General features: G+C 28.5%; 17 protein-coding genes and 1 pseudogene. 8 read left to right on the forward strand and 10 right to left on the reverse strand.

The window, feature by feature from the left end; translation table 11 throughout:
• Positions 1-525 precede the first annotated feature (525 nt).
• Together miaA and Q0731_RS10995 are read right to left on the reverse strand one after the other, a co-directional pair.
• On the reverse strand, positions 526-1,440 hold the full coding sequence (miaA, locus tag Q0731_RS10990) for a tRNA (adenosine(37)-N6)-dimethylallyltransferase MiaA (protein WP_299063986.1): 915 nt from the start codon (positions 1,438-1,440) through the stop codon (positions 526-528).
• Positions 1,441-2,265, reverse strand: coding sequence for an ion transporter (locus Q0731_RS10995; RefSeq protein WP_299063988.1), 825 nt, complete (start codon positions 2,263-2,265; stop codon positions 1,441-1,443).
• A gap of 191 nt (positions 2,266-2,456) precedes the next feature.
• Here Q0731_RS10995 and Q0731_RS11000 point away from each other — a divergent pair.
• The 3 genes and pseudogenes from Q0731_RS11000 to Q0731_RS11010 all read left to right on the forward strand — a co-directional run bounded on the left by Q0731_RS11000 (position 2,457) and on the right by Q0731_RS11010 (position 7,339).
• Positions 2,457-3,698 (forward strand): annotated as a pseudogene (locus Q0731_RS11000) (DUF4331 family protein).
• A gap of 98 nt (positions 3,699-3,796) precedes the next feature.
• Positions 3,797-5,092, forward strand: coding sequence for a tetratricopeptide repeat protein (locus Q0731_RS11005; RefSeq protein ID WP_299063989.1), 1,296 nt, complete (start codon positions 3,797-3,799; stop codon positions 5,090-5,092).
• 18 nt (positions 5,093-5,110) lie between these two features.
• Positions 5,111-7,339 (forward strand): TonB-dependent receptor plug domain-containing protein, encoded by a 2,229-nt coding sequence (locus Q0731_RS11010; protein WP_299063992.1) that lies wholly within the window; start codon positions 5,111-5,113, stop codon positions 7,337-7,339.
• A gap of 118 nt (positions 7,340-7,457) precedes the next feature.
• Here the strand turns inward: Q0731_RS11010 and Q0731_RS11015 are convergent, their stop codons facing one another.
• From Q0731_RS11015 to Q0731_RS11050, 8 genes are all read right to left on the reverse strand, one after another.
• Complete coding sequence (locus Q0731_RS11015; protein WP_299063994.1) at positions 7,458-8,624, reverse strand: DUF3095 family protein; 1,167 nt, start codon at positions 8,622-8,624, stop codon at positions 7,458-7,460.
• A gap of 108 nt (positions 8,625-8,732) precedes the next feature.
• Entirely contained in the window at positions 8,733-9,521 is a 789-nt protein-coding gene (locus Q0731_RS11020) for an anti-sigma factor (protein WP_299063997.1), read from the reverse strand.
• Positions 9,522-9,524: 3 nt separating this feature from the next.
• Positions 9,525-10,055 carry a sigma-70 family RNA polymerase sigma factor gene (locus Q0731_RS11025; RefSeq protein ID WP_299064000.1) on the reverse strand — a complete coding sequence of 177 codons (531 nt, stop codon included), beginning with the start codon at positions 10,053-10,055 and terminating at the stop codon, positions 9,525-9,527.
• A 111-nt stretch (positions 10,056-10,166) separates the two neighbouring features.
• Positions 10,167-11,246 carry an exonuclease domain-containing protein gene (locus Q0731_RS11030; RefSeq protein WP_299064002.1) on the reverse strand — a complete coding sequence of 360 codons (1,080 nt, stop codon included), beginning with the start codon at positions 11,244-11,246 and terminating at the stop codon, positions 10,167-10,169.
• A gap of 24 nt (positions 11,247-11,270) precedes the next feature.
• Entirely contained in the window at positions 11,271-11,942 is a 672-nt protein-coding gene (locus Q0731_RS11035; RefSeq protein WP_299064004.1) for a YggS family pyridoxal phosphate-dependent enzyme, read from the reverse strand.
• 46 nt (positions 11,943-11,988) lie between these two features.
• A complete protein-coding gene (locus tag Q0731_RS11040; protein WP_299064007.1) occupies positions 11,989-12,942 on the reverse strand; it encodes a D-2-hydroxyacid dehydrogenase in 954 nt (317 codons plus the stop codon).
• Between the two features lie 80 nt (positions 12,943-13,022).
• Positions 13,023-14,087 carry a 3-phosphoserine/phosphohydroxythreonine transaminase gene (serC, locus tag Q0731_RS11045; protein ID WP_299064010.1) on the reverse strand — a complete coding sequence of 355 codons (1,065 nt, stop codon included), beginning with the start codon at positions 14,085-14,087 and terminating at the stop codon, positions 13,023-13,025.
• Positions 14,088-14,160: 73 nt separating this feature from the next.
• Complete coding sequence (locus Q0731_RS11050) at positions 14,161-15,222, reverse strand: acyl-CoA reductase (protein WP_299064013.1); 1,062 nt, start codon at positions 15,220-15,222, stop codon at positions 14,161-14,163.
• 69 nt (positions 15,223-15,291) lie between these two features.
• Here Q0731_RS11050 and Q0731_RS11055 point away from each other — a divergent pair, with 69 nt between their 5' ends.
• From Q0731_RS11055 to Q0731_RS11075, 5 genes are all read left to right on the forward strand, one after another.
• Positions 15,292-15,642, forward strand: a complete 351-nt coding sequence (locus Q0731_RS11055) for a 4Fe-4S dicluster domain-containing protein (RefSeq protein WP_299064016.1) — start codon at positions 15,292-15,294, stop codon at positions 15,640-15,642.
• Between the two features lie 161 nt (positions 15,643-15,803).
• The gene (ychF, locus tag Q0731_RS11060) at positions 15,804-16,895 is read left to right on the forward strand and encodes a redox-regulated ATPase YchF (RefSeq protein WP_299064018.1); all 1,092 of its coding nucleotides are present in this window, start codon (positions 15,804-15,806) and stop codon (positions 16,893-16,895) included.
• Between the two features lie 147 nt (positions 16,896-17,042).
• Entirely contained in the window at positions 17,043-18,230 is a 1,188-nt protein-coding gene (locus tag Q0731_RS11065; RefSeq protein WP_299064020.1) for a hypothetical protein, read from the forward strand.
• Between the two features lie 265 nt (positions 18,231-18,495).
• Positions 18,496-21,291, forward strand: coding sequence for a LuxR C-terminal-related transcriptional regulator (locus Q0731_RS11070; RefSeq protein WP_299064023.1), 2,796 nt, complete (start codon positions 18,496-18,498; stop codon positions 21,289-21,291).
• 284 nt (positions 21,292-21,575) lie between these two features.
• Positions 21,576-24,746, forward strand: coding sequence for a glycoside hydrolase family 2 TIM barrel-domain containing protein (locus Q0731_RS11075; RefSeq protein ID WP_299064025.1), 3,171 nt, complete (start codon positions 21,576-21,578; stop codon positions 24,744-24,746).
• Positions 24,747-24,754 lie beyond the last annotated feature (8 nt).

Consider the following 24,754-nt stretch of genomic DNA (forward strand, 5'->3'; position numbering starts at 1 on the left):
CTTACGAATTGAGGCTTTTTTTTTCCGAATAAATAGATTTCTTTTTTCTTTTATTTATTAATATATATTGTAATAAATGAAATCACTAAGCAAATCATGTTTTGAGTACCTGTAACTTTTTTTCCCTAGTTATGACCTGTTTGCTTAATACTAATTTATTTAATAATAGATGTAGTGTTACTAAATTAAATTTATAGAACGTAAATGTTGTTTTGCGTGAAGGATTGCAGTGAAAAGCCCACAGAGAGGAACGAACGAGGACTTGTAACGAAAAGCCTGACCATTTTTTTAGACGATTTTTGCTTTACACACTACAGGTTTTTTAAAAAAATGGGCACGCCCAAATGATACTTTCGCAATTTTAATTTGTAGGGTAACTGTTGTAATTTTTTATTTAAAGGCTTTGGTTTTGCGTTGAAATATTAGAGAGAAGCATTGTGTTTATGTTTGGCTAATAGTTTAAAATAGTGAATAAACTTTTATCACTTTTAGTATTATTTACTATTACACTTTGCTTGTATAGCTTTATTGTTTAATTTTCTCAGAAATTTTAGAGATAACGCTATTTATATCTGTTTTATAATGAAACCATAAAGTGTTTTTATCTTTTTTAAACCAAGTTAGTTGTCTTTTAGCAAAACGCCTTGTATTTTTTTTAATTTCTGAAATTGCAAATTCTTTGGTAAAATTACCATCAAAATAAGAAAACAATTCTCTATAACCTACAGTTTGTAGTGCGTTTAATTTTTTATGTTGATGTAGTTTTTTTGCTTCCTCTAACAAACCATTTTCCATCATTACATCTACACGTTTATTTATTCTGTCATAAATAATTTGTCTATCTGCATCGATACCAATTTTTATGGTTGTAAAATTTCTTGTTGCTTTAGGTTTATTTTTAAAATTAGAATAGGGTATACCAGAGCCAATACAAACCTCTAAAGCTCTTAGTACTCTTTTGGGGTTTTGTAATTCTATAGTATTATATGTTTCTATATCTAGTTCTTTTAATTGTTTTTGTAGAACTTCAATGCCTTCTTTTTCTAGTTTGGTTATTAAATCGAGTCTAATTTTAGGAGCCACTTCAGGAAAATAATCTAGTCCTTTTAAAACAGCATCAACGTATAAACCAGAACCTCCCACCATAATTTGAATTGGATTTTTTTTAAAAAGTTCGTTTAACTTTGTAAGTGCATCTCTTTCAAAAGCACCTACATTATAATCGTCAAAAATACTTCTGTTTTGTATAAAATGATGTTTTGCAGCGGCTAATTCATTTGCATCAGGTACAGCTGTACCAATTTTCATTTCTTTATAAAACTGTCTTGAATCGCAAGAAATAATATTACTTTTAAAATGATTTGCTAAAAGAATACTTAAAGCAGTTTTACCAATAGCTGTAGGGCCAACAATGGTAATTAGAAAGTTATTAGAAGTCATTTAATTTAATTTATTACCACAGTTGTAACAAAATTCTGCTCCATTTTTGTGTTTTTCTTTTAAACAAGTAGGGCAGGCTTGTGTGTTGGTATTTTCATCTAAGGTAGATTTTGTTAATTCTGAACTTACAATACCAGTAGGAATTGCAATGATAGCATAACCTAAAATCATAATAATACTTGCAATTAGTTGCCCTAAAGGTGTTTGTGGAGCAATATCACCAAAACCAACAGTTGTTAAAGTTACAATTGCCCAATAAATACTTTTAGGAATATTTGTAAAACCATGTTCTTCACCTTCTACCATATACATAACAGTACCTAGAATGATACAAACAATAATAACAAAAAAGAGAAAAACAGCTATTTTGGCTTTACTGGCTTTCATTGCTAACTTTAATTTTTCTGAAGCACCAGTATATCTTGCTAGTTTTAAAATTCTAAAAACACGTAATAAACGTAAAGCTCTAAGTGCAACTAAGCTATGAGAGCCCACTAAAATAAAAGATATATACATTGGTATGGTTGCCAATAAATCTATAATACCATAAAAACTAAAAATATATTTAGAGGGTTTGTTTATAGAAATAATTCTTAAAATATATTCAATAGAAAAAAAAATGGTGATAACCCATTCACTGATGTATAAAAAGTCGTGATATTTAGCATCAAAACTTTTTATACTTTCTAGCATTACTAATAAAATACTGGTAATAATGGAGATTAATAAAATAATATCAAAAAGTTTACCTGCTTTAGTATCTGCCTCATAAATAATTTCATGAAGTTTGTGTTTCCAAGAAGATTTTGTTTCTGTTTTACTCAAAATTCGTCTATTTTTCTTTTACAATAGTACAATTATTTACTGAATGTGTGCTTTTTTTTGTGCTTTTTTCTCTTTGTTTATAAGGGTTTTTAAATAAACTATTATAAAAATATACTTTTTTTAAAACCACAACTACTTTTATCTCGTAAGTATGTTTGAGATTCAATTAATAATAACTTAAAACTCACACAATGAAAAAAAGTAAAATTTTAGTAGCAACCGTTTTCGCAGCGATTATCGGTTTAATTACAATTGCAGCAGATCATATTGATGCTCCTGATGCAAGTGGAACAACAGCAGATATTACAGATTTTTATGCTTTTGAAGCAGAAGACACTAACAATTTAGTATTTGTAGCAAATGTACAAGGCTTGTTAAGCCCCACTGCAACTAGCACAGCATCTTTTGCAGAAAATGTTATGGTAGAATTTAATATTGATACCAATGCTGACAATGTTGAAGACTTGGTAATACAAGCAATTCCGAAAGACGGAAAAATGTATTTCTTTGGGCCTTATAAACCAAATACAACAGGTTTAAATAGTACCATTAACGAAATGGCTACAAAATCTGAAGTAGCAATTTCATCATCAACTGCAATAATTGCTAATCAAAATGGGATGAAGTTTTTTGCAGGACCAAGAGACGACCCTTTCTTTATGGATTTTGCACGATATGGAGCAATTATTGGTGGTACAGCAACTGGTTTTAATAATCCAGGAGCAGATACTTTTGCAGGTACAAACGTATTATCTATTGTAGTAGAAGTGCCAAAAAGTGAAATTGGTGGAACAGGTACTATTAATACTTGGGTAGAAGCAAAAACAAAACAATAATTAACTTATAACTTAAAACACAATATTATGAAAATTTATAAAATAAAATATTTAGCAATAGCAGTCTTTTCTTTATTTGTAATGAGCTGTAACAATGATGATAAAGATGATGATATGATTAAAATAACCACTGATTTTTCTGGAACTTTTGTACAAAAAGATCAAATGGGTAGACCTGCAGTAAACACTGTTTTTGTGTCAGCAGCAAGTAAAGATACTTTTAATACAACAATCCCTTCAGAACAAGGTGCAGTTTTTCAATCTATGTTTGAAACAAATATAAAAGCTTTAAGTCCTGCTTATGCCAATGCAGGAGACAAAAATGCATTAGGTTTAGATGCAGCAGCTTTTACAGGTTTGTTAGCTACAGATGTTTTAAATGTTTCTTTAGATGGCAAAACCACATTTTTTGATGGTACAAATGTATTAACAGGTAGAGCTTTAGCAGATGATGTTATTACTGTAGAATTGATTTTAATATTTGGTGGTGAAGAAGGTTTATCAAACTCAGAAAACCCTACTTTATCAGATGATAATGTTAGTGCTAATGATAAAAATTTCTTAACATCTTTTCCCTATTTAGCATCTCCTTGGTAATAATAAAGAAAACTCTTTAATACTAAAACTAACACATATTGAGAGGTGTGTGTTAGTTTTTAAATTTTACCTCTTTAACACAACTAAAACTACAAGTCATGAAATACATCCAACTAATTTTATTATTTGTAACTTTTTCAATCGCAACAAGTTGCAATACAATAAACAATAAACAAATAACTAATTCAAAAGATTACAATCATTTTTTAAATGTTAAAACAAACAAATCTTTAGAAACTACTACATCAGAATTTAAATTCTGGAAAAACAAATTAGAAAAAACACCAGATCAATATCCTTATAATGTAAAGTTAGCTGCTGCTAGTTCATCATTATTTAAAATAACAGGAAATATTGATGCATTAAAAAAAGCAGAACAGAATTTACTGATTGCAAATGAAAAAACAAACTATAATAGTGCTGGCTATTTAAGAAGTTTAGCAAGAAATTATATTTCTCAACATCGTTTTAAAGAAGCGTTAAATTTACTAACCAAAGCAACATATATTGGTGAGAATTTAGAGCAAACACACTTTATGCTAATTGATGTTTATTTAGAATTAGGTAATTTAGATAAAGTAGAACATTACTTATCTAAAGTTAAAAATTTTAATAATTTTAACTATTTAATTAGAATTTCTAAATATAATGATCATATTGGTAATTTAGACAATGCCATTAAATATTTAGAAGCTTCATTAGTATTTGCAGAAACTTATAAAAATAAATATTTGATGCAGTGGAATTATACAAATTTAGCTGATTATTATGGACATGCAGGCAGAATTAAGGATTCTTATAACGCCTATTTAAAGGCATTAGCATTAAACCCAAATGATAGTTATGCAAAAAAAGGAATTGCTTGGATTGTATACTCTAAAGAGAGAAACCCAGAAGAAGCACTACGTATTTTAGAAACTGTTACTAAAGAAAATGCAGCACCAGATTATCATTTATTAAAAGCAGAAATAGCAGATTATACAGGGAATATTGTAGAAAAAGAAAACCAAATTAATAAATATTTAGCTAAAGTTGATGATGGTAATTATGGTGTAATGTATTATAAATATGATGTTTTATTATTTGCTGATGATGAATCAAAAAAAGAAAAAGCGCTACAAATTGCACAGTTAGAAGTTAAAGCTAGACCAACAGCACAATCTTTTGATTTGTTAGCTTGGGCTACTTACAAAAATGGAAACCTAAAAAAAGCATTAGAAATTTCTGAAAAATATGTAGTTGGTAAAACCTTTGAGCCAGAAGCTTTGTTACATACAGCTCACATATTAAAAGCAAATGGAAATCTTAAACAAGCAAGAGAAATTAAAAAAGAGTTGTTAGGAGCTATCTATGAATTAGGTCCATTAGTAGAAACTGAAATTCACAATATATAAACTGTAAAAATAAAAAAAATGAGAAATCAAATTATAATTTTTCTTGCTTTTACACTTTGTATAAAAGGTTTTAGTCAAGAATTAAAAGGAAAAATAATAGATCAATTTAATGAGCCTTTAGAAAATGTTTATGTGGTAAATGAAATATCAAATACACATACTCACACTGATGAAAATGGTAGTTTTAAAATAGATAATACAACAGTTAGCAATACAATTCAAATTAGTATTTTAGGTTATGCTAAAAAAAAGATAACAGTAAGCAATCAACATTTACAAAATGGAATTATTATTACTTTAAAAACCAAAATATTTCAATTAGATGAGTTGGTTTTACGTAAAGAAATTAATGCTTTACAAACTATTTCTAGAATTGATTTAGCATTAAACCCAGTAAATAATTCGCAAGAAATTTTAAGAAAAGTTCCAGGGTTATTTATTGGTCAACATGCAGGAGGAGGAAAGGCAGAACAAATTTTTTTAAGAGGTTTTGATATAGATCATGGTACAGATATTACGCTTTCTGTAGATGGTATGCCAATAAATATGGTTTCTCATGCTCATGGGCAAGGATATAGTGATTTACACTTTGTGATACCAGAAACGATTCAGAAAATAAATTTTGGTAAAGGACCTTATTATGCAAATCAAGGTGATTTTAATACTGCAGGTTATGTCGATTTTTCTACAAAATCGTACATCAATAATAATACAATTTCTTTAGGTTTTGGCGATTTTAATACAATAAGAACCTTAGGAATGTTTAATTTATTAGCAAATAAAAAAAATGAAAATGCTTATGTTGCTGTAGAATATATAGAAACTGATGGTGCTTTTGAATCTCCTCAAAATTTTAATCGCTTAAATATTTTTGGAAAATATAGTGCATTTTTAAACGGAAAAGATAGAGTTACTCTTACTGCTTCTCATTTTACAAGTACTTGGGATGCTTCAGGACAAATACCAGAAAGAGAAGTAAATAATGGAAATATTACTCGTTTTGGTGCTATTGATGATACTGAAGGAGGGGTTACTTCTAGAACTAACTTTAATGTTCAGTTTCATAAAACTTTAGCGAATGAATCTTTTTTTGAATCGAATGTGTTTTATTCTAATTATAATTTTGAATTGTATTCTAATTTTACTTTTTTTCTAGAAGATCCATTAAATGGAGATCAAATTAAGCAATTTGAAAACCGTGATATTTTTGGAATGAATGCTCAAATTATCAATACTAAAAATTATGGTAATGTAGAAGCTAAATTTACAAAAGGTATTGGTTTAAGACATGATTTGATAAATAATAATGAATTGTCGCACACAAAAAACAGAAGGGAAGTATTAAATACTATACAGTTAGGAGATGTTAAGCAAACAAACATGTATGCGTTTTTTAATTCAGAATTTGAAATTGGAAAATTTAAAATTTCACCTTCTTTAAGAATCGATTATTTTAAATTTTTATACAATGATGCTTTAAGTACCAATTATCAGACTTTGTCTAAAACAGCAACAACAGCAAACCCTAACTTAAATTTTTTATATACTCAAAAGGATAATTTACAATGGTTTTTAAAATCTGGAATTGGTTTTCATTCTAATGATGCTCGTGTAATTTTACAGCAAAATACCGATAAAATTCTACCAAGAGCTTATGGTTTAGATTTTGGGAATATTTGGAAACCTACTAAAAATTTGGTCTTAAATACAGCAATTTGGTATTTGTTATCAGAAGAAGAGTTTGTGTATGTTGGTGATGCTGGAATTATTGAGCCTTCTGGAGAATCTGAACGTTATGGATTGGATTTAGGAATCCGTTATCAATTTACAGATTGGTTGTACTTAGATACAGATGCTACACTTACAAAAGCAAGGAGTTTAGAAAACAGTGCAGGACAAGATTATATTCCTTTAGCACCTAGTTTTACAATGGCTGGAGGATTATCGTTTAATAATTTAGGTAATTTTTCTGGTGGAATTCGTTATCGTTTTATTGATGATAGACCAGCAAATGAAGACAATTCTATTATTGCAGAGGGTTATTTGGTAAGTGATTTTAACATCAATTATAAAATGAACGACATCACTTTTGGAATTGCAATAGAAAATATTTTTGATGTTTCTTGGAACGAAACTCAGTTTGCTACAGAAAGCAGATTGCAAAACGAGTTAGCTTCTGTAGAGGAAATTCATTTTACTCCAGGAACACCATTTTTTGCAAAAGCAACAATTAGTTATCGTTTTTAAGAGAAATTAGATTACAAATATTATATGGAATAATAATTTTTTGGTTTGTTTAGTTGGATGAAAATGTCTGTTACAGCAATGTAATAGGCATTTTTAATCTTTAAAAAGTAATAGTAAATTAATGATTATTTAAATTTTTTAATTTTGTTTTAAACATTTTTGCAGCAGAAGTATAACCTCCTTCAGTACCATCTACAAAGTGAGAATGTTTTGTTTTTCTGTCTAAAACATAACAAGACATTACAGAGGCATGTGTAATATGCATGCCAAATATAATTTTTTTATCTTTTTCTAACTGATTTAAATACTGTGTAAAAAAAACTATATTGTTTGTTTCTGCAGTAAATACAGTGTTAATCATACCATCTAACATAAAAGTATGTGATAATTGACCAATTTGGTTTAAATAGTTTTTTCCATCTTTAGAAAAATTAAAATACCATTTTCCTATAAGTGTTTCAATCCAATTTTTTAATAAATAGCTTACATTTTTATTAGCAAGACTGATTTTCATTTCTTCCCATATTTTTTTAATACTAAAGTTTAATTTTAAGTTGTTGGTTTTTATAGGTTGTCTATTTTCAAAAGAACCAAATAAACTTTCCATTTTGGCTAAAATATCTTTGTAAATAGTTCTTTGATTATTTTCATCTAACGTATCTATTAGCAAACAAATAACCTTTTTTTGTATTTGTGTAGGTTTAATTTGTTCCCATCTACACTCCATACCTTCTAAGTATAAAAGATCTTTTTTAAACTCAACGTCAACAATTTTAATAAATTTTTTTTTAATGATTTCTTCTGCTATTTTTAAACCATTACCCAAAACAATGGGAATTGCTAATTGTTCTGTAAGCTGATGTTTCGCTATTTTTAAACTAATAGCATCAGCTAATAAATTTTTAACAGAAATTGTACCAACTCTTAGAGTTAAATCAGTGTTTTTTTTAATATGAAGGCTATAATTGTTTAATACTAAAAGAATGCTATTTAAGAGGATTGTTGGAATAATGAATGTAGCCCCATCACCACCAAAAAAATAAGGAATTTCGATATTCTTTTTTTGTTTTCTTATGGTGTTTAATACAGATATTATTGCACCTGTTGCTATTAAGTTTACTTGATGGTGCTTGCCCTCATTAACAGCTTTTGTAGAGTTTTTAATGTCTACTACAATAATATGCCAAGTGTTTGGAATATTAGAGAAATTGGTTTCGTTCTCTAATAATTCAATAAGAGTTTTATTATCTTTTTTTAATTTTGTGTAGTATTTTTCATCTCCCATTTAATCAAATAATAGATTGTATTTTTTACAAGTTGATGTTTTAATAACTAGTAGAAAGCGTTCTGTAAACTAATTTAAACTTATTTTTTTAAATTTAAAAATAAATAATTAGGATGTTACTGCAACAGCACCTAAAGTGTACAACTGTTCTAAAGTAGGAGATATGCTACCACCTTCTGGTTCTAAAGTAATTCCAAATGCTTCAGATTCATTTGCATTTTCTATGGTAAATATTTTGTTGTTATCCGCAGTAAAAGCATCTAAAGTACCTAAACTTGTTGGACTTAAAGGGTTTAATTTTAAAGACCAAACTTGGTATACTTTTCCTTTTGGAGGTGTTGGTAAACCTTTGGCATCTAAATAGATACTTTTTGTTTTTTTATCCCAATAAACTTTAGCATAAGAAGTTGGAGATACTTTTTGACCTGCTAAAGGAATAGAAATAATCTCTTTATCTCTAAAAACTGTAATTAGCTTTTCTGCTTCTGCCAAACTATTAGAAGCCTTGTCTATTTGCTCTTCTAATTGTTGTTTTTCTGTAGCAATTTGATTTTTAAGTTGGTTGTTTTGATAAATAGTATACATTAAGAAACTGCCTATTAATAAAGAAGCTGCCCAACCTGAATATTGTAACCAATTTGGTTTTTGTTTAGAAATTGGTATTACTTTTGGTGCATCAACCTTTAATTGGTTTTTAATGTCATCAAAAGCATAAGAACTATCTTTTTTAGCAAAAGCTGTGAGTTGTACAATCGCATTTTCTATGGATTGTACTTCTGATAAAACTTCAGGATATTTTTGCATAGCTTCATATACTTCCTGATTTTCTTTTTCAGAAAGCGATCCTGCAACATACAGTTCTAAAATTCCAGATGCTATGTATTCTTTACTATTCATTTTTTAAACTCCTAACATTGTTCTTAATTCGCCAATGCAAGTTCTATTTCTTGTTTTAATGGTGCCAATAGGTATTTCTAATTCTTCAGATGCTTCTTTCTGTGTAAAACCTTTAAAGTATAAAAGTTCAATTACAGACTTACATTTAGCTCCTAATTTGGTTACAAATTCTTTTAAACCAATAGTATCAGTAGCTGTATCTAAATTATCACTGGTTTCTAATATATCTACGAAAAAATCTGCATTGTGGTTTTGTTTAGATTGTTTAAAACTTTTAGAACGTGTGTAATCAATAGCTGCATTTCTTGCGATGTTTAAAATCCATGTAAAAAACCGCCCTTTTTTAGAAGAGTAAGTGTCTGCTTTGTTCCAAGCTTTAATAAAAACATCTTGAGTAATTTCTTGGGCAACAGTATTATTTTTAACAATATTGTTTACAACTCCAGAAATACTATCACAATACATAGTGTATAGTTTTTCATAGGCTTTTATATCCTTTTTTTGAAATTGTAAAATTAATTGCTCTAAATCCATAAATTGTGCCTAATGCTAAATTATGGAATTAAGTTGAGAAGTAAAGGTTTATTGTTTATTATTATTATTATTATTTGTGAGATTAAAGAACTGTACATGTGAATAATCAATCTATAATCTAATAATTTTCTGAACCTTATTTTTATTGATGTAATTTTTGATGATATTTTTTGCTTGTATTTTATTTTCAATGGGAGTTAAAATAGTTTTTAAAATATCTAACTTATTTTCTTGAAAACTCAAGTTTGTATACCCACAGCCAAAAACTTCATTATTTTCTATTAAAATAATTGCATGTTCTTCAACTTCTCTTCCTTTTTCCATGATGATAAAATCATCATTATTAAAATTTTGAGTGTTTATTCTTTGTTTTTTCTTAAAATTAAATTTTGGAGACAAGGTTTCTAATTCTATAGCATATTTTAAGCGTGTAAATAATTCATTACCTGTTTTATCAAATGAAATTGTTTGTGCTCTTTCTTGAATTTTAACAGCTCTTTTAGTTACTTTTAAAAACAGGTTATTAATTTCAGATTTTATGTTTTTTCCTTTTCCTATATAAATAACAGCACCTTCTTTATCATGTATGTAAAAAACTCCCTGTATTGTAGGCACTTCATCTATTAAAGCTCTTAGTTTTTGTTTTTGATGTCTTCTATCAAAGTATTTTATAGAACTTTGTATGATGGTTTTATTGGTATCTTTTTCTAATAATAATTTAAATAATTGCACTGTAGCCAATGCATCACCAGAAGCTCTGTGTCTGTCTGTCATTGGTATTCCTAAAGATCGAGTTAGTTTACCTAAACTATAAGAAGGTTGGTCTAAAATTAATTTCTGACTCAATTCTACAGTACACAAAGTATTTCTATTAAAGTCATAACCCAATCTATCAAACTCAGTACTTAAAATTCTATAATCAAAAGTAGTGTTGTGAGCCACTAAAATACAGTCTGATGTTATTTCAATTATTCGTTTTGCAACTTCATAAAACTTTGGTGCATTTCTTAGCATTTTATTGTTGATACCTGTAAGTTTTACAACAAATTCTTGAATTGCTTTTTCTGGGTTTACCAGACTAATAAATTGATCTACTATAGTATGACCATCAAATTTATAAATAGCAATTTCTGTAATGCCCTCTTCATTAAATTTACCTCCTGTAGTTTCGATGTCTAAAATTGCGTACAAATTTTTTTTATTTAAAAGTGAAATTTACAGGGGATAGTTTCTGCTGCCAAATATAGAACTTCCTACGCGAATCATAGTACCTCCATTTTCTATTGCCAATTGATAATCTCCACTCATTCCCATTGAAAGAGTTTCAAGTTTAAAGCTGGCATTGGCAGTTTTCAGTTTTTGTTGATTAAAGAAGTTTTTTAATGATGAAAATTCATCTTCTAATTGATTTTGGTTTTCTGTAAATGTAGCCATTCCCATAAAACCAACAATTTTTATATTCTCTAATGCTTTTATTTCTGATGAATCTAAGATATGCTCAATTTCACTAAAAGACAAACCAAATTTTGTGTCTTCTTTGGCAATTTTAGCTTGTAACAAACAATTAATTACTCTATTGTGCTTTTTAGCCTGTTTATTGATTTCTTTTAAGGTAGAAAATTTATCAACTCCATGAATTAAATCAACAAAATGAGCCATGTATTTTACCTTATTACTTTGCAAATGACCAATCATGTGCCATTGAATGTCTTTTGGTAAAACATCATATTTCTCAACCATTTCCTGAATTTTATTCTCGCCAAAAATACGCTGACCAGCATTATAAGCTTCTTGTAAGTCAGAAACAGGTTTGGTTTTAGAAACAGCAACTAATGTTACGTTTTTTGGGATTGATTGCTTTATATTTAATAAGTTTTCTTTAATCATGAAATTAGTTTCTAAGTTTCAAAGTTTTTTACCAAAAACTCAATTATTAATCTTTCAATAACTTTATAATTTGGTTTGCTAATTCAACTCCAATTCTGTCTTGTGCCTCTTTTGATGCACCACCAATATGAGGCGTTAAAGAAATTTCTGGATTCATTAGTAGTTGTACTGCAGGAGTTGGTTCTGTTTCAAAAACATCTAAACCAGCAAATTGTACTTTACCAGTTTCAATAGCTTTTACCAAATCTACCTCATGTAAAACACCTCCAATTGAAGTGTTTATGATCCCTACACCATCTTTCATTTTTTCAATTTCAGCCTCTGTAATGATATAATCTTCTTGTTCTGGAATATGTAAAGTAATAAAATCTGCTTCTTTTAAAACATCTTCTTTGTTAACAGTTTCAATAATAAATGTTGATTTTTGTCCGTTAAAAAATTCTAAGGTTATAGGAGCACTTACAATTTCAGTATCAGTAGCAATAACATTCATACCTAAGCCTATTGCAATTTTTGCAACTTCTTGGCCTACTTTTCCAAAGCCAATAATACCAATAGTTTTTCCTCTTAATTCTACTCCTTTAGAGTACGCTTTTTTTAAATCATTAAAACGAGAATCTCCTTCTAATGGCATTTCTCTGTTTGATGAATGTAAAAAACGAACCATCCCAAAAAGATGTGCAAAAACCAATTCTGCAACAGCACTAGAAGAAGCTTTAGGAGTGTTAATAACTATTAAACCATTATCTTCTGCATAATCAATATCAATATTATCTATATCAGTACCAGCACTACCAATTAACTTTAAACTTGGACAAGCTTCCATTAACTCTTGTCTTACTTGTGTATTGTTTCCTACTATAATTCCATCAATATTTTGCTCGTTGATATAATTTTCTAATTGATTTTGTGCAACTGTTACATTTAGTACCTCAAATCCTTTTTTTTCTAAAGCGTCAATTCCGCTTTGTGAAATTCCGTCGTTTACTAATATTTTCATTCTTAAATAAGTTCAAAATTTAAAATTTATAGTTCAAAGTTTTGTGAATACTCCAAATTCGGAATATTAAATTCAAAACTTTAAATCTCTTTTTCCAAAGCTTGCATCACATCTACCAAAACCTGCACACTATAAAGTGGCAAAGCATTATACATACTTGCTCTATAGCCCCCAACACTTCTATGCCCGTTTAAACCATTAATTCCTGCTTCTTTCCACATTGTATCAAACTTTTCTGTTAAAGAATCATCAGTTAAGGTAAACGTTGCATTCATTATACTTCTATCTTCTTTAGCAACAACTCCTTTAAATAAAGGGTTTCTATCAATTTCTGCATATAAAAGTTCAGCTTTTTTATTATTTACTTCTTCAATAAATTTTATACCACCCAAATCTTTTAACCATTGTAAGGTTAACATAGAAACATATACTGCAAAAACAGAAGGTGTATTGAACATGCTGTCTTTATCAATATGAATTTGATAATTTAACATAGAAGGGATATGTCTTTCTACTTTTCCTAAAATATCTTCTTTAATGATGACTAAAGTTGCACCTGCAGGGCCCATATTTTTTTGAGCACCAGCATAAATTAAATCGAATTTTTCGAAATCTAACTGACGTGAAAAAATATCTGAACTCATATCGCAAACCAAAGGAACATTGGTTTTAGGAAACTCTTTCATTTGTGAACCTGCAACTGTATTGTTGCTTGTACAGTGAAAATAATCTGCATCTTCAGGAATTGAATATCCTTTAGGAATGTAATTAAACCCTTTTTCTTTAGAAGACCCCACTGTAATAACTTCGCCAAAAGCTTTTGCTTCTTTAATAGCTTTATCTGCCCAAGTACCTGTATTTAAATACGCTGCTTTTTTATTTAATAAGTTATAAGCTACCATCAAAAACTCTAAACTTGCACCACCTTGCAAAAATAAAGCTTGGTATCCTTTATTTTCTAAACCTAACAATTCTAAAGCCAATGAACGAGCTTTTTCTATAACAGCAACAAAAGATTTACTTCTGTGAGAAATTTCTATTAATGATAAATTATCATCATTAAAATTTAGAATTGCTTCTGATGCTTTTTGCAATACGTCTTGTGGTAAAATACAAGGTCCTGCACTAAAATTATGTTTTTTCATTTTTTTTGAGTTTCAAAGTTTCAAAGTTTCAAAGTTTTTAGATTTTAACTAAAAACTATAAACCAAAAACCAGTTATATATTAGCTAAAAATTCTAACGTATTAATGCCATCAGCAAAATCTGTTAACTTTGGATGTTGTGTTTGTCCAAAAGCAACTTCATTTTCTATAAAGTCTTTGGCTACAATACACTGAATTTTATCTTTGTCTTGATGTAATTTTATTTTTAAATCGATTTCATTGTCATAATATTCATAAAAAATGGTGGCAATGGGAGAGGAGTAGCTTTCATCTTCTTTAATCATTAAAAAACCATTTTCTAACAAATCAAACAAGCTCATTAAATAAACAGCTTTGTTATAATCGTAATTATTAGCATATTTAGCATTGTTAATAATGTCTTTTTTAGCATACATTCCATTAAAAAAAGCATCAAAATTATAGTCTTTTGGTACGTATAATTTAGAAACAGATCTACACCCTAAGCCAAAGTATTGAAAAACATCATCAGCTAATTTTATAAAATCTTCTTCGGTTTCTTTTCCTGTAATTACTGCCACAGAATTTCTACTTTTTCTGATGATATTAGGTTTGTTTTTAAAATAATATTCAAAATAACGAGCAGTATTATCGCTTCCTGTAGCAATAACTGCATCAAAATTTGTCAGTTTTTCTTCTGTAAAAGTGATTTTACCTTTAAAATCAACATCAACATACTCTAAATACTTGGCTAAAAAAGGCAATAAATGTTTATCGTTAGAAGATTGTTTAACTATTACAGAATGACCAGAAAGTAAAACGGATAAAAAATCATGAAAACCAACTAAAGGGATGTTTCCTGCCATTACAATGGCCACTTTTTTTGAGGTTTTATTCTTTGAGCTAATATCCTTTGTAAAGTGTTCTAAATCACTTTTGTTTAAGGACTTAGATAGTGAGTTTAATGAAAATAAAATATTTTCTTTTGTAAACCAAGAGTTTTTTTCTTGGGCAATTTTTATTTGATGTAGAAAGCCATCAAAAAAGAGTTCATTATGTTCTATGCCATCAATTTTTTTGATTTTTTCAACAGAAAACTGACTTAAAAATGTTCCTAATTTTATAAAAGCGTTAATTCTATTCTGAATACTTTCCATTTATTTTGGTTGTAAATAATTTTGGCTTTATTTTTGCAATTGCAAAGGTACAAAAACAGAACAAAAATTATGGCAATTATAATAACAGATGAATGTATAAATTGTGGGGCATGTGAACCAGAATGTCCTAACACTGCAATTTACGAAGGAGCAGACGATTGGAAATATAAAGATGGTACAGATTTATCTGGTGACGTAGTTTTACCAAGTGGAAAAGCTGTAAATGCAGATGAAGATCAAGAACCAGTTTCAGACGAATTGTATTACATAGTACCAGACAAGTGTACAGAATGTAAAGGTTTTCATGATGAGCCTCAATGTGCTGCAGTATGTCCTGTAGATTGTTGTGTGCCAGATGATGATGTGGTAGAAACAGAAGAAGAGTTGTTAGCAAAACAAGCTTTTATGCATAAAGAGTAATCGTAAAGATTTTTAGAAACAAGAAACATGATTTTTTTGAATCATGGTATAAAAAATTCCGAAGTAAATTCGGAATTTTTTATGTTTAAAACATCTATATTTGCAACGCAAAAATCAAGTATTGGTAGTTGTATCTATTTTATTAAAATATATAAATAATAATGAAAGCCGGAATTGTAGGATTACCAAACGTAGGAAAATCAACTTTATTTAACTGTTTATCAAATGCAAAAGCACAAAGTGCCAATTTTCCTTTTTGTACGATAGAGCCAAATTTAGGGGTGGTAAATGTACCAGACAAAAGAATTGAAAAATTAGAAGAATTGGTAAATCCAGAACGTGTTGTGCCTGCTACTGTAGAGATTGTAGATATTGCAGGACTTGTAAAAGGAGCAAGTAAAGGAGAAGGTTTAGGAAACCAGTTTTTAGCAAATATTAGAGAAACAGATGCACTTTTACATGTAGTACGTTGTTTTGATAACGATAATATTATTCATGTAGATAGTTCTATAGATCCTGTTAGAGATAAAGAAACAATTGATATTGAATTACAATTAAAAGATTTAGAAGCAGTAGAAAAACGTTTAGAACGTGTTAAAAGAACAGCAAAAACAGGGAACAAAGAAGCCCAAGCAGAATTAGTAGTTCTATTAAAAATACAAGAAACTCTTTTAAAAGGGCTTTCTGTAAGAACCTTAGAATTTTCTGAAAAAGAAATGGAGTTTGTGCAACCACTTCAATTTATTACCTTAAAACCAGTATTGTATGTGTGTAATGTTGATGAAAATTCAGCAGTTTCTGGAAACGAATATGTAGAAAAGGTAAGAGAAGCTGTAAAAGATGAAAATGCAGAAGTAATTGTGTTAGCTGTTGGTACAGAAGCAGATATTACAGAATTAGACGATTATGAAGAACGTCAGATGTTTTTAGCAGACATTGGTTTAGAAGAAGCAGGTGTTGCCAGATTGGTACGTTCTGCTTATAAATTATTAAACTTACAAACTTATTTTACAGCAGGTGTAAAAGAAGTAAGAGCTTGGACCATTCCTATAGGATCAACTGCACCTCAAGCAGCAGGTGTAATTCATACCGATTTTGAAAAAGGATTTATTAGAGCAGAAACGATTGCTTATGAAGATTATGTAACTTATGGTTCTGAAGCAAAAGTAAAAGAAGCTGGTAAAATGAGAGTAGAAGGTAAAGAGTATGTTGTAAAAGATGGTGATGTGATGCATTTTAGATTTAATGTGTAAATGTTCTTATACCTATAAATATAAAAATCCCAATGAGCAATCATTGGGATTTTTTTGGAATAAAAGTTATTCGTCTAACTCCTTTTTTATATTTTAAATTAATACTTTTGGCATGTATATTGAAATAGCTTCCTAAAATCATTCATTATGAAAAAACAACTATTAATCATTGTCTGTTCTTTATTTATTATTTCTTGTAACAGTGTTAAAAACACACAACAAGCAATTAGTAATGGAAATTATGACAAAGCAATTGATATTGCTTTAGATAATTTAAAAAGAAACAAAACAAAAAAAGGAAATCAACCTTATGTAGTGTTATTAGAAGAAGCTTTTTCTAAAGCAAATAAAAAAGATTTAGACAGAATTACATATTTAAAAAAAGATGAAAACCCAGAAAATTTAGAGACTATTTTTGGTGTTTATCAAAATTTAAAAAACAGACAAGAGGTTATAAAACCATTGTTGCCTTTACCTATTGTAAAGAAAAATAGAGATGCTGTTTTTAAATTTAGCAATTATGATGATGAGATTATAAATACAAAAAATCAATTATCAGATTATTTATATACCAAAGCAAAAAAGCTATTTTATTTAGATAATAAATTAGATTATAGAACTGCTTTTAATGATTTAGAATACATAGAAAAAATACACCCTAATTTTAAAGATGTTCGTAATTTAATAGAAATTGCTCATCAAAGAGGTTTAGATTTTGTGTTTGTTTCCATGAAAAACGAAACAGAACAAGTGATTCCTAAAAGATTAGAAGAAGATTTGTTAAATTTTGACACCTATGGTTTAAATGATTTGTGGACAGTTTATCATGCAGCTAAAGACGCTAAAATTAATTACGATTTTGGTTTAGAATTAAACCTTAGAAAAATTCAGGTTTCTCCAGAACAAGTCAGAGAAAAGGAAATTATTAAAGAAAGAGAAGTTAAGGATGGAACTGTTTTTCTTTTAGATGATAAAGGAAACCAAGTTTTGGATAAAGAGGGTAAAAAGATAGAAGTAGATAAAATGGTAAAAGTGCGTTGTGAATTATACCAATTTACACAATTTAAAACAGTACAAGTTACAGGGAAAGTAAAGTTTGTAGACTACACAACAAAACAAACCATTCAAACATACCCAATTGCAAGTCAATTTGATTTTCAGCATATTTATGCAAATTACAGAGGAGATAAAAGAGCTTTAGAATCTTCTTTTTTAGATATGATTGCCTTAAGAGTTGTTCCTTTTCCTACAGACGAACAAATGATTTATGATACTGGAGAAGATTTAAAACAACGACTTAAATCTATTATTAATCAAAATAAGTTTAGAAATTAAGAAAAAGTATTTTTTAAAAATTAGACACTATTTTAATCATTAAAAACTTAGTATTTCTGTTTTTTTTCTCTGCATTTAACTATGAGTCCTTTTAAAGAGTAATTTTCTTGTTTATGCTTAACATACATGTTAGGTTGTATCATTTTACCTGTCTAGTATTTTAAAAGTTTTTTTTATTTACATAAAAAACCATACAAATAGGGTAATTTTCTATACTTTATAATATTTAATGTAAATTGTAAACCAAACATTATACGTTTTTATTATGCTTAGAAAATTTCCTTTCGTATTTCTACTGTTTATTTCTTTTGCAAGTATTGCACAAGAGTTGCCTCCTATTAATTCCTATACAGCTAAAGATTATAAAGCAGAAAATCAAAATTGGGCGATATCTCAATCAAAAAACAAGTTTATTTATGTAGCTAATAATAAGGGTTTATTAGAGTTTAATGGAGCAAATTGGCAATTGTATTCAACGCCTAATAAAACCATAATGAGATCTGTAAAAGTATTAAAAGATAAAGTTTATACAGGTTTTTATATGGATTTTGGGTTTTGGAAAAAAAATGAATTCTCAGAATTAGAATTTACATCTATTGTTGAAAAACAAAATATTAAAATGTTAGATGATGAGCAAATATGGGAAATCATAGAGCTTGATGGTTGGATGTTATTTAAATCTTTGCAGAGAATTTATCTTTATAATTTAAAAACAAACGAGGTAAAGATTATTAATTCAGAATTTAAAATTCATAAATTATCAAAAGTAAAAGATGTTATTTATTTTCAAGAAGCAAATAAAGGAATCTTTAAAATAGAAAATGGTTTCCCTAAGTTAATTTCTGATGATAAAATATTAAAAGAAAATATTATTGTTGAAATTTTTAAAAAAGAGGATAGGTTATTGTTTCTAACTCAAAAATCTGGTTTTTTTAATTTAGTAGAAAATAAACTTGTAAAATGGAAAATTCCTTCAGATACAATTTTAAAAAAATTAACGGTTTACAGTGCCAAACAATTAAAAAATAATGATTTTGCATTAGGCACTATTTCAGATGGTTTTATATATTTAAATAGTAATGGAGAGATAAATTATCAGATTACGCAAAGTTCTGGTCTTAATAATAACACATTACTTTCTGTTTTTGAAGATATTGATAATAATATTTGGTTAGGTTTAGATAATGGTATTAATTCAATTAATAATAGCTCTCCGTTTAAAATATATAATCATAAAAACGATTTTATTGGTACAGTTTATGCTTCAATAGTTCATGAAAATAATTTGTATTTAGGTACAAATCAAGGTCTTTTTTTTAGAAAAAAAGATTCTAAAGCCCCTTTTAAATTGATAAAAAATACACAAGGTCAGGTTTGGAGTCTAGCTGTATTTGATGGAGCATTATTTTGTGGACATGATTCTGGTACTTTTATAATAAAGAATAATTTAGCTAATTTAATTTTTAATAAACAAGGTACTTGGAAATTTCAAAAAATAGACGAAAATAAAATTATTCAAGGTTGTTATGATGGGCTTTACATTCTACAAAAAAAGAATAATAATTGGGGGTTAAGAAATAAGATAGCTGGTTTTAATACATCTAGTAAATACTTTGAAAAATATAATTCACACAAATTTTTAGTAAACCATGAATATAAAGGAGTTTTTAAGCTTACGTTAGATAAAGATTTTAAGAAAGTATTAAGTAAAGAAATTGAAGAATCACTTGATAAAGGCCTACATTCTTGTTTGATCTCTTACCAAGATAAAATTTTATATTCAAGTAAAGCAGGTGTTTTTTTATATGATAAAAATAAGGATGTCTTTAAAAAAGATATTATTTATAGCCAATTAATCTCTGAAGATGATTTTATCTCTGCTAAATTAGCATTTAATAAATCTAACAATGTGCTTTGGTCTTTCTCTAAAGAAAGTATTAAATGTTTAATTCCAGGAAAGTTAACTACGAAACCTATTGTAAAAAGCTTGCCAATTTCAGCTTTTATGCCAAAAGCTACTTATGGATATGAAAATATTATTCATTTAGAAAATGAGAAATATTTAATAGGTACTTCTAATGGTTATATAACTGTAGATTTAAATAAAATAGATAAAGATCTTAAATTTACAATACAAATAAATGAAATTAATAACTTTATTATAGATGGTCCAAAGGTAAAAGTAAATCTATTATCACAGAATAATTTTTTATTCAAAGAAAATAATTTAGAATTTTATTACAGTGTACCTAATTATAGTAAAATAACAAGCATAAAATACCAACACCTTTTGTTGGGGCAAAGTAAGCAGTGGAGTGTTCCATCAGTAACTAAATCTGTCTTATTTGAAAATATACCTTATGGCGATTACACGTTTAAAGTTAGAGCTCTTGTTGATGGTAAAATAAGTAGTAAAGAAGCTACTTATAGTTTTACAATTCAAAGGCCTTGGTATCTTTCTAATTTACTAATTACAATCTATGTGTTATTATTTTTAATATCATTTTATTTAGTTCATGTTGCATCAAAACGATATTATAGAAAGCAAAGAGAAGAATTGTTAGAAAAAGCAAAAAAAGAACTAGAATTAAGAGAGCTAGAAAGTTCACAACAAATTATCAAACTGAATAATGATAAGTTAAGAAATGACATTGAAAGTAAAAATAGAGAACTGGCTACCTCTACAATGAATATTATTAAGAAAAATGATTTTTTAAATACAATAAAAATTGAATTAATCAATGGCAAAGAGAAAAATATTTCTAAAGTTGTTAAGATTATAGATAAAAATTTAAACAATACAGATGACTGGAAAATGTTTCAAGAGGCATTTAACAATGCTGATAAGAATTTTCTTAAAAAAGTAAAAGATAAACATTCTGGTTTAACTCCTAATGATTTAAGACTCTGTGCTTATTTAAGGCTAAATCTATCTTCAAAAGAAATTGCTCCTTTATTAAATATATCTCCTAGAAGTGTAGAGGTAAAAAGGTATCGATTAAGAAAAAAGATGGATTTACCTCATGATGCTAACTTAACAAATTACATTTTAGAAATATAACACCCAAACAAGTTTATATTTTACCACAACATTAACACAACAAAGTTAATTTAGTATCTTTTTGTGATAATTTTATACATGTTTGTAAAACCTTGTTTTTAGTAGAAATTTATTCCCATTTCTGTTTTTTTTAAAAATCTGTATGTTTTTTGTTGTGGTTAATTTTATTGTTTAACTTTAAATTAAGTATAATTTTATCAAACAAATAATAGATATATATTTCTGTTAAATTTTCCTTTAAACAATTAACCAACTTTTAAAGTATTAATTAAATCAAATAAATTATGAAGAACATCTTTTTAAGATTAACAGTTCTCTTATTTACATTAAATCTTTTTGCACAAACCAGTAAAGTTTCTGTAGTAAAAGATGTACAAGGAATGAGATTACAAGTAGATGGAAAACCATTTATTGTTAATGGTATGAACTGGGATTATATTCCTATCGGAACAAATTACAATTATAGTTTGTGGAAACAATCTGATGATGTCATTAAGGCAGCTTTAGATGCAGAAATGGGTTTGTTAAAAAATATGGGTGTAAATGCAGTTAGACAATATACTGGCATTCAACCTAAATGGGTTACTTATATTTATGAAACCTATGGAATTTATACAATGTTAAACCATTCTTTTGGTAGATATGGTCTTACATTAAACGGAGCATGGGTTGCAGTAACAGATTACAGAGATAAGAAAACACAAGAAGTATTATTAGGTGAAGTAACTAAATTAGCTAAAGAATATAAAAACACACCTGGTTTGCTATTGTTTTTATTAGGTAATGAAAATAATTATGGTCTTTTTTGGGCTGGTGCAGAAACGGAAGATTTTCCTGATGAAGAAGATAAGAAAAGAGAAGTTGGTGAGAAACGTGGTAGACCTATGTATAAGCTAATGAATGATGCAGCTAAAATTATGAAAGAAATCAATCCATCAAACCCTATTGCTATTTGTAATGGTGATGTTTTGTTTATTGATATTATAGCAGAAGAATGTAAAGATATTGACATATATGGTACCAATATGTATCGTGGAAAATCTTTTGGAGATGCATTTCAAGTAGTAAAAGACAAATTAAATAAACCAATTCTTTTTACTGAGTTTGGTGCAGATGCATTTAATGCAATTACAAACCAAGAAGATCAAAAAATGCAAGCATTTTATATGGTAAATAACTGGAAAGATATTTATGAAAATGCTTCTGGAATGGGAAAAGTTGGAAATTCTCTAGGAGGTTTTACTTTCCAATTTAGCGATGGATGGTGGAAATTTGGTCAAACTAAAAATCTAGATGTACATGATAATAATGCTTCTTGGGCAAATGGAGGGTATTACCTAGATATGGAAAATGGTAATAATAATATGAATGAAGAGTGGTTTGGTATTTGTGCCAAAGGCCCAACAAATTCAAAAGGTCTTTACACCTTATATCCTCGTGCAGCATATTATTCTTTAAAAGAAGTACATTCTTTAAATCCTTTTAAAGATGGAGTTACCTCTGCTACAATAGCAGATCATTTTTCTAAAGTAAATTTAATGGATGCCGTTTTAAGAGCAAGAGGAGATAAAGCTGCAATGGGAGGAAACGAAAAAATTAGATTGAGTAATTTACGTGCTGAGTTTACTACTTTTAATACAGGTGGTAGTTTAATTACAACCCCAGAAACTGCAGATCCAACCGCAAATAATTTTCCTAGTCAATTAGGTTTCGATCACATGCAATCTTATTACATTGGTGTTGAAGGAAATCCTGCTCCTAATATGAGAGCCAACGTAAATTTTAATATTATTGGTAATGTAGCAGAAAATGCTATTGATGAAATTTTTTATGAAAATAGGGGGCGATCTGTAACAGTAAACACAGATGATGGTAATGTTATTTTAAATGATGTAAATCGTTTAAATGTTTACAACGCAGAATTTGAGTGGTCTGCTAAAGATTTTGATCTAAGAGGTTTTTATAGAACAGGTCATTATCATTGGGGTTATGAAGGTGATTTCTTTGGATTGTATCCAGAAGCAAACTATGGACCTAATTTAGATATTTATGGAGGTGAAATTTTAGGTGTTGAGATTGATGGAAAAGGAGCTTTTAATGGTTTAAAAGGAGCATTTGGACCTCAACTTTGGTGGGGGGCAAACCCAACCACACTTTTAAAATATAGTAAAAAAGTAGGGCATTATGGTATTACAGGTGTTTACCATAGAGATGTAGAAACAGATATTAATATAGATCCATTAACTGGTCGTCGTATTTTAGATGCAAATCAAGTTCGAAGTGGTATTATTCCTGCATTTCCTACAGAGAGGTTTGCAATAGCAGTAGAGAGAGAGTTGGGTAATTTTGGAATTACATTAGGAGGTATTTGGGCAGGAAGTCCTTTAAACGGGTCTTCTTATCAAGATGTAGCAACCAATTCCATAGGAGAACAGGTTGTTTATGTAGATAAAGTTAAAAGCTCAGACAATTGGGGTGGAAAAGCTAAAATCACCTATCAAAAAGGTGTTTTTAATTGGTATGCTCAAGGTGCAATTATGGGCTTAGTTGCCAATGGTGGTGCAGATCAAACACAAACTTTTACAGGATGGAAATTAAAAGATAACGGAAGTGGAAATCAGACTAATTTTTTAACAGGAGCAACTTTTTCTACAGGTAATTTACAAATTGCTCCTAATTTCTTATATCAAAAGCCTTTAGTAGCTGCAATGCCTAATGGAATAAACGCGCCAGGTAGATTAAGAAACGTAATAGACGATCCTTTTGCTGTAAGAGGTAATAGAGAAACAACAGCAATGGAATGGCTATTTACCTATGATCCAACACCAGGTACTTGGATGTATGAATGGGATAATGATAGGGCAGAAGATGCTAAATTAGCAATGAATTTAGGTTTTGTATTTAGACATCTACCAACAACACAAGATGCACATATTGGTTTTTTAGCAAATCGTAACTTTTTTGCATTTCCTAATGCTGCTCCTGCAGAAGATTTATGGGAAGTAAGTTCTAGAATTGTTTCAAAAATTAATCCAGATTTTGGTTTTATTGCGAACTTATTTTATGGGAACGGACAAGCTAATGGTGATAATGTAAGATTGATAAAAAGAGGTGGAGGAGATATTAGAATGATTTACAATAAGCTAAAAGTTACAGCAACAGCTAAGTTTAACGATTGGGGACCTTTTGATTATCATAGAGATTTTAACTTAACCTACCCAACACAATTAATGTTAGATTTTTCTACAACATTAGGTAAACCAGGTTGGTTTATATTACCAAATACTAAAATGGGAATTAGAGGAACATGGCGTTCTTTAGATGAATTTTCACCACGTTATAGTCCTAATGTAGCCGCAGAATTTGCAACATCACCAACTATTAGTCCTGTTGGATTTGGTAATGGAAGTGAATGGGAAATTAGAACATACATACATATCAACATTGGAAAATAAAAAAGATA

The sequence above is a fragment of the uncultured Polaribacter sp. genome (assembly GCF_947497695.1).
Lineage (GTDB): Bacteria > Bacteroidota > Bacteroidia > Flavobacteriales > Flavobacteriaceae > Polaribacter.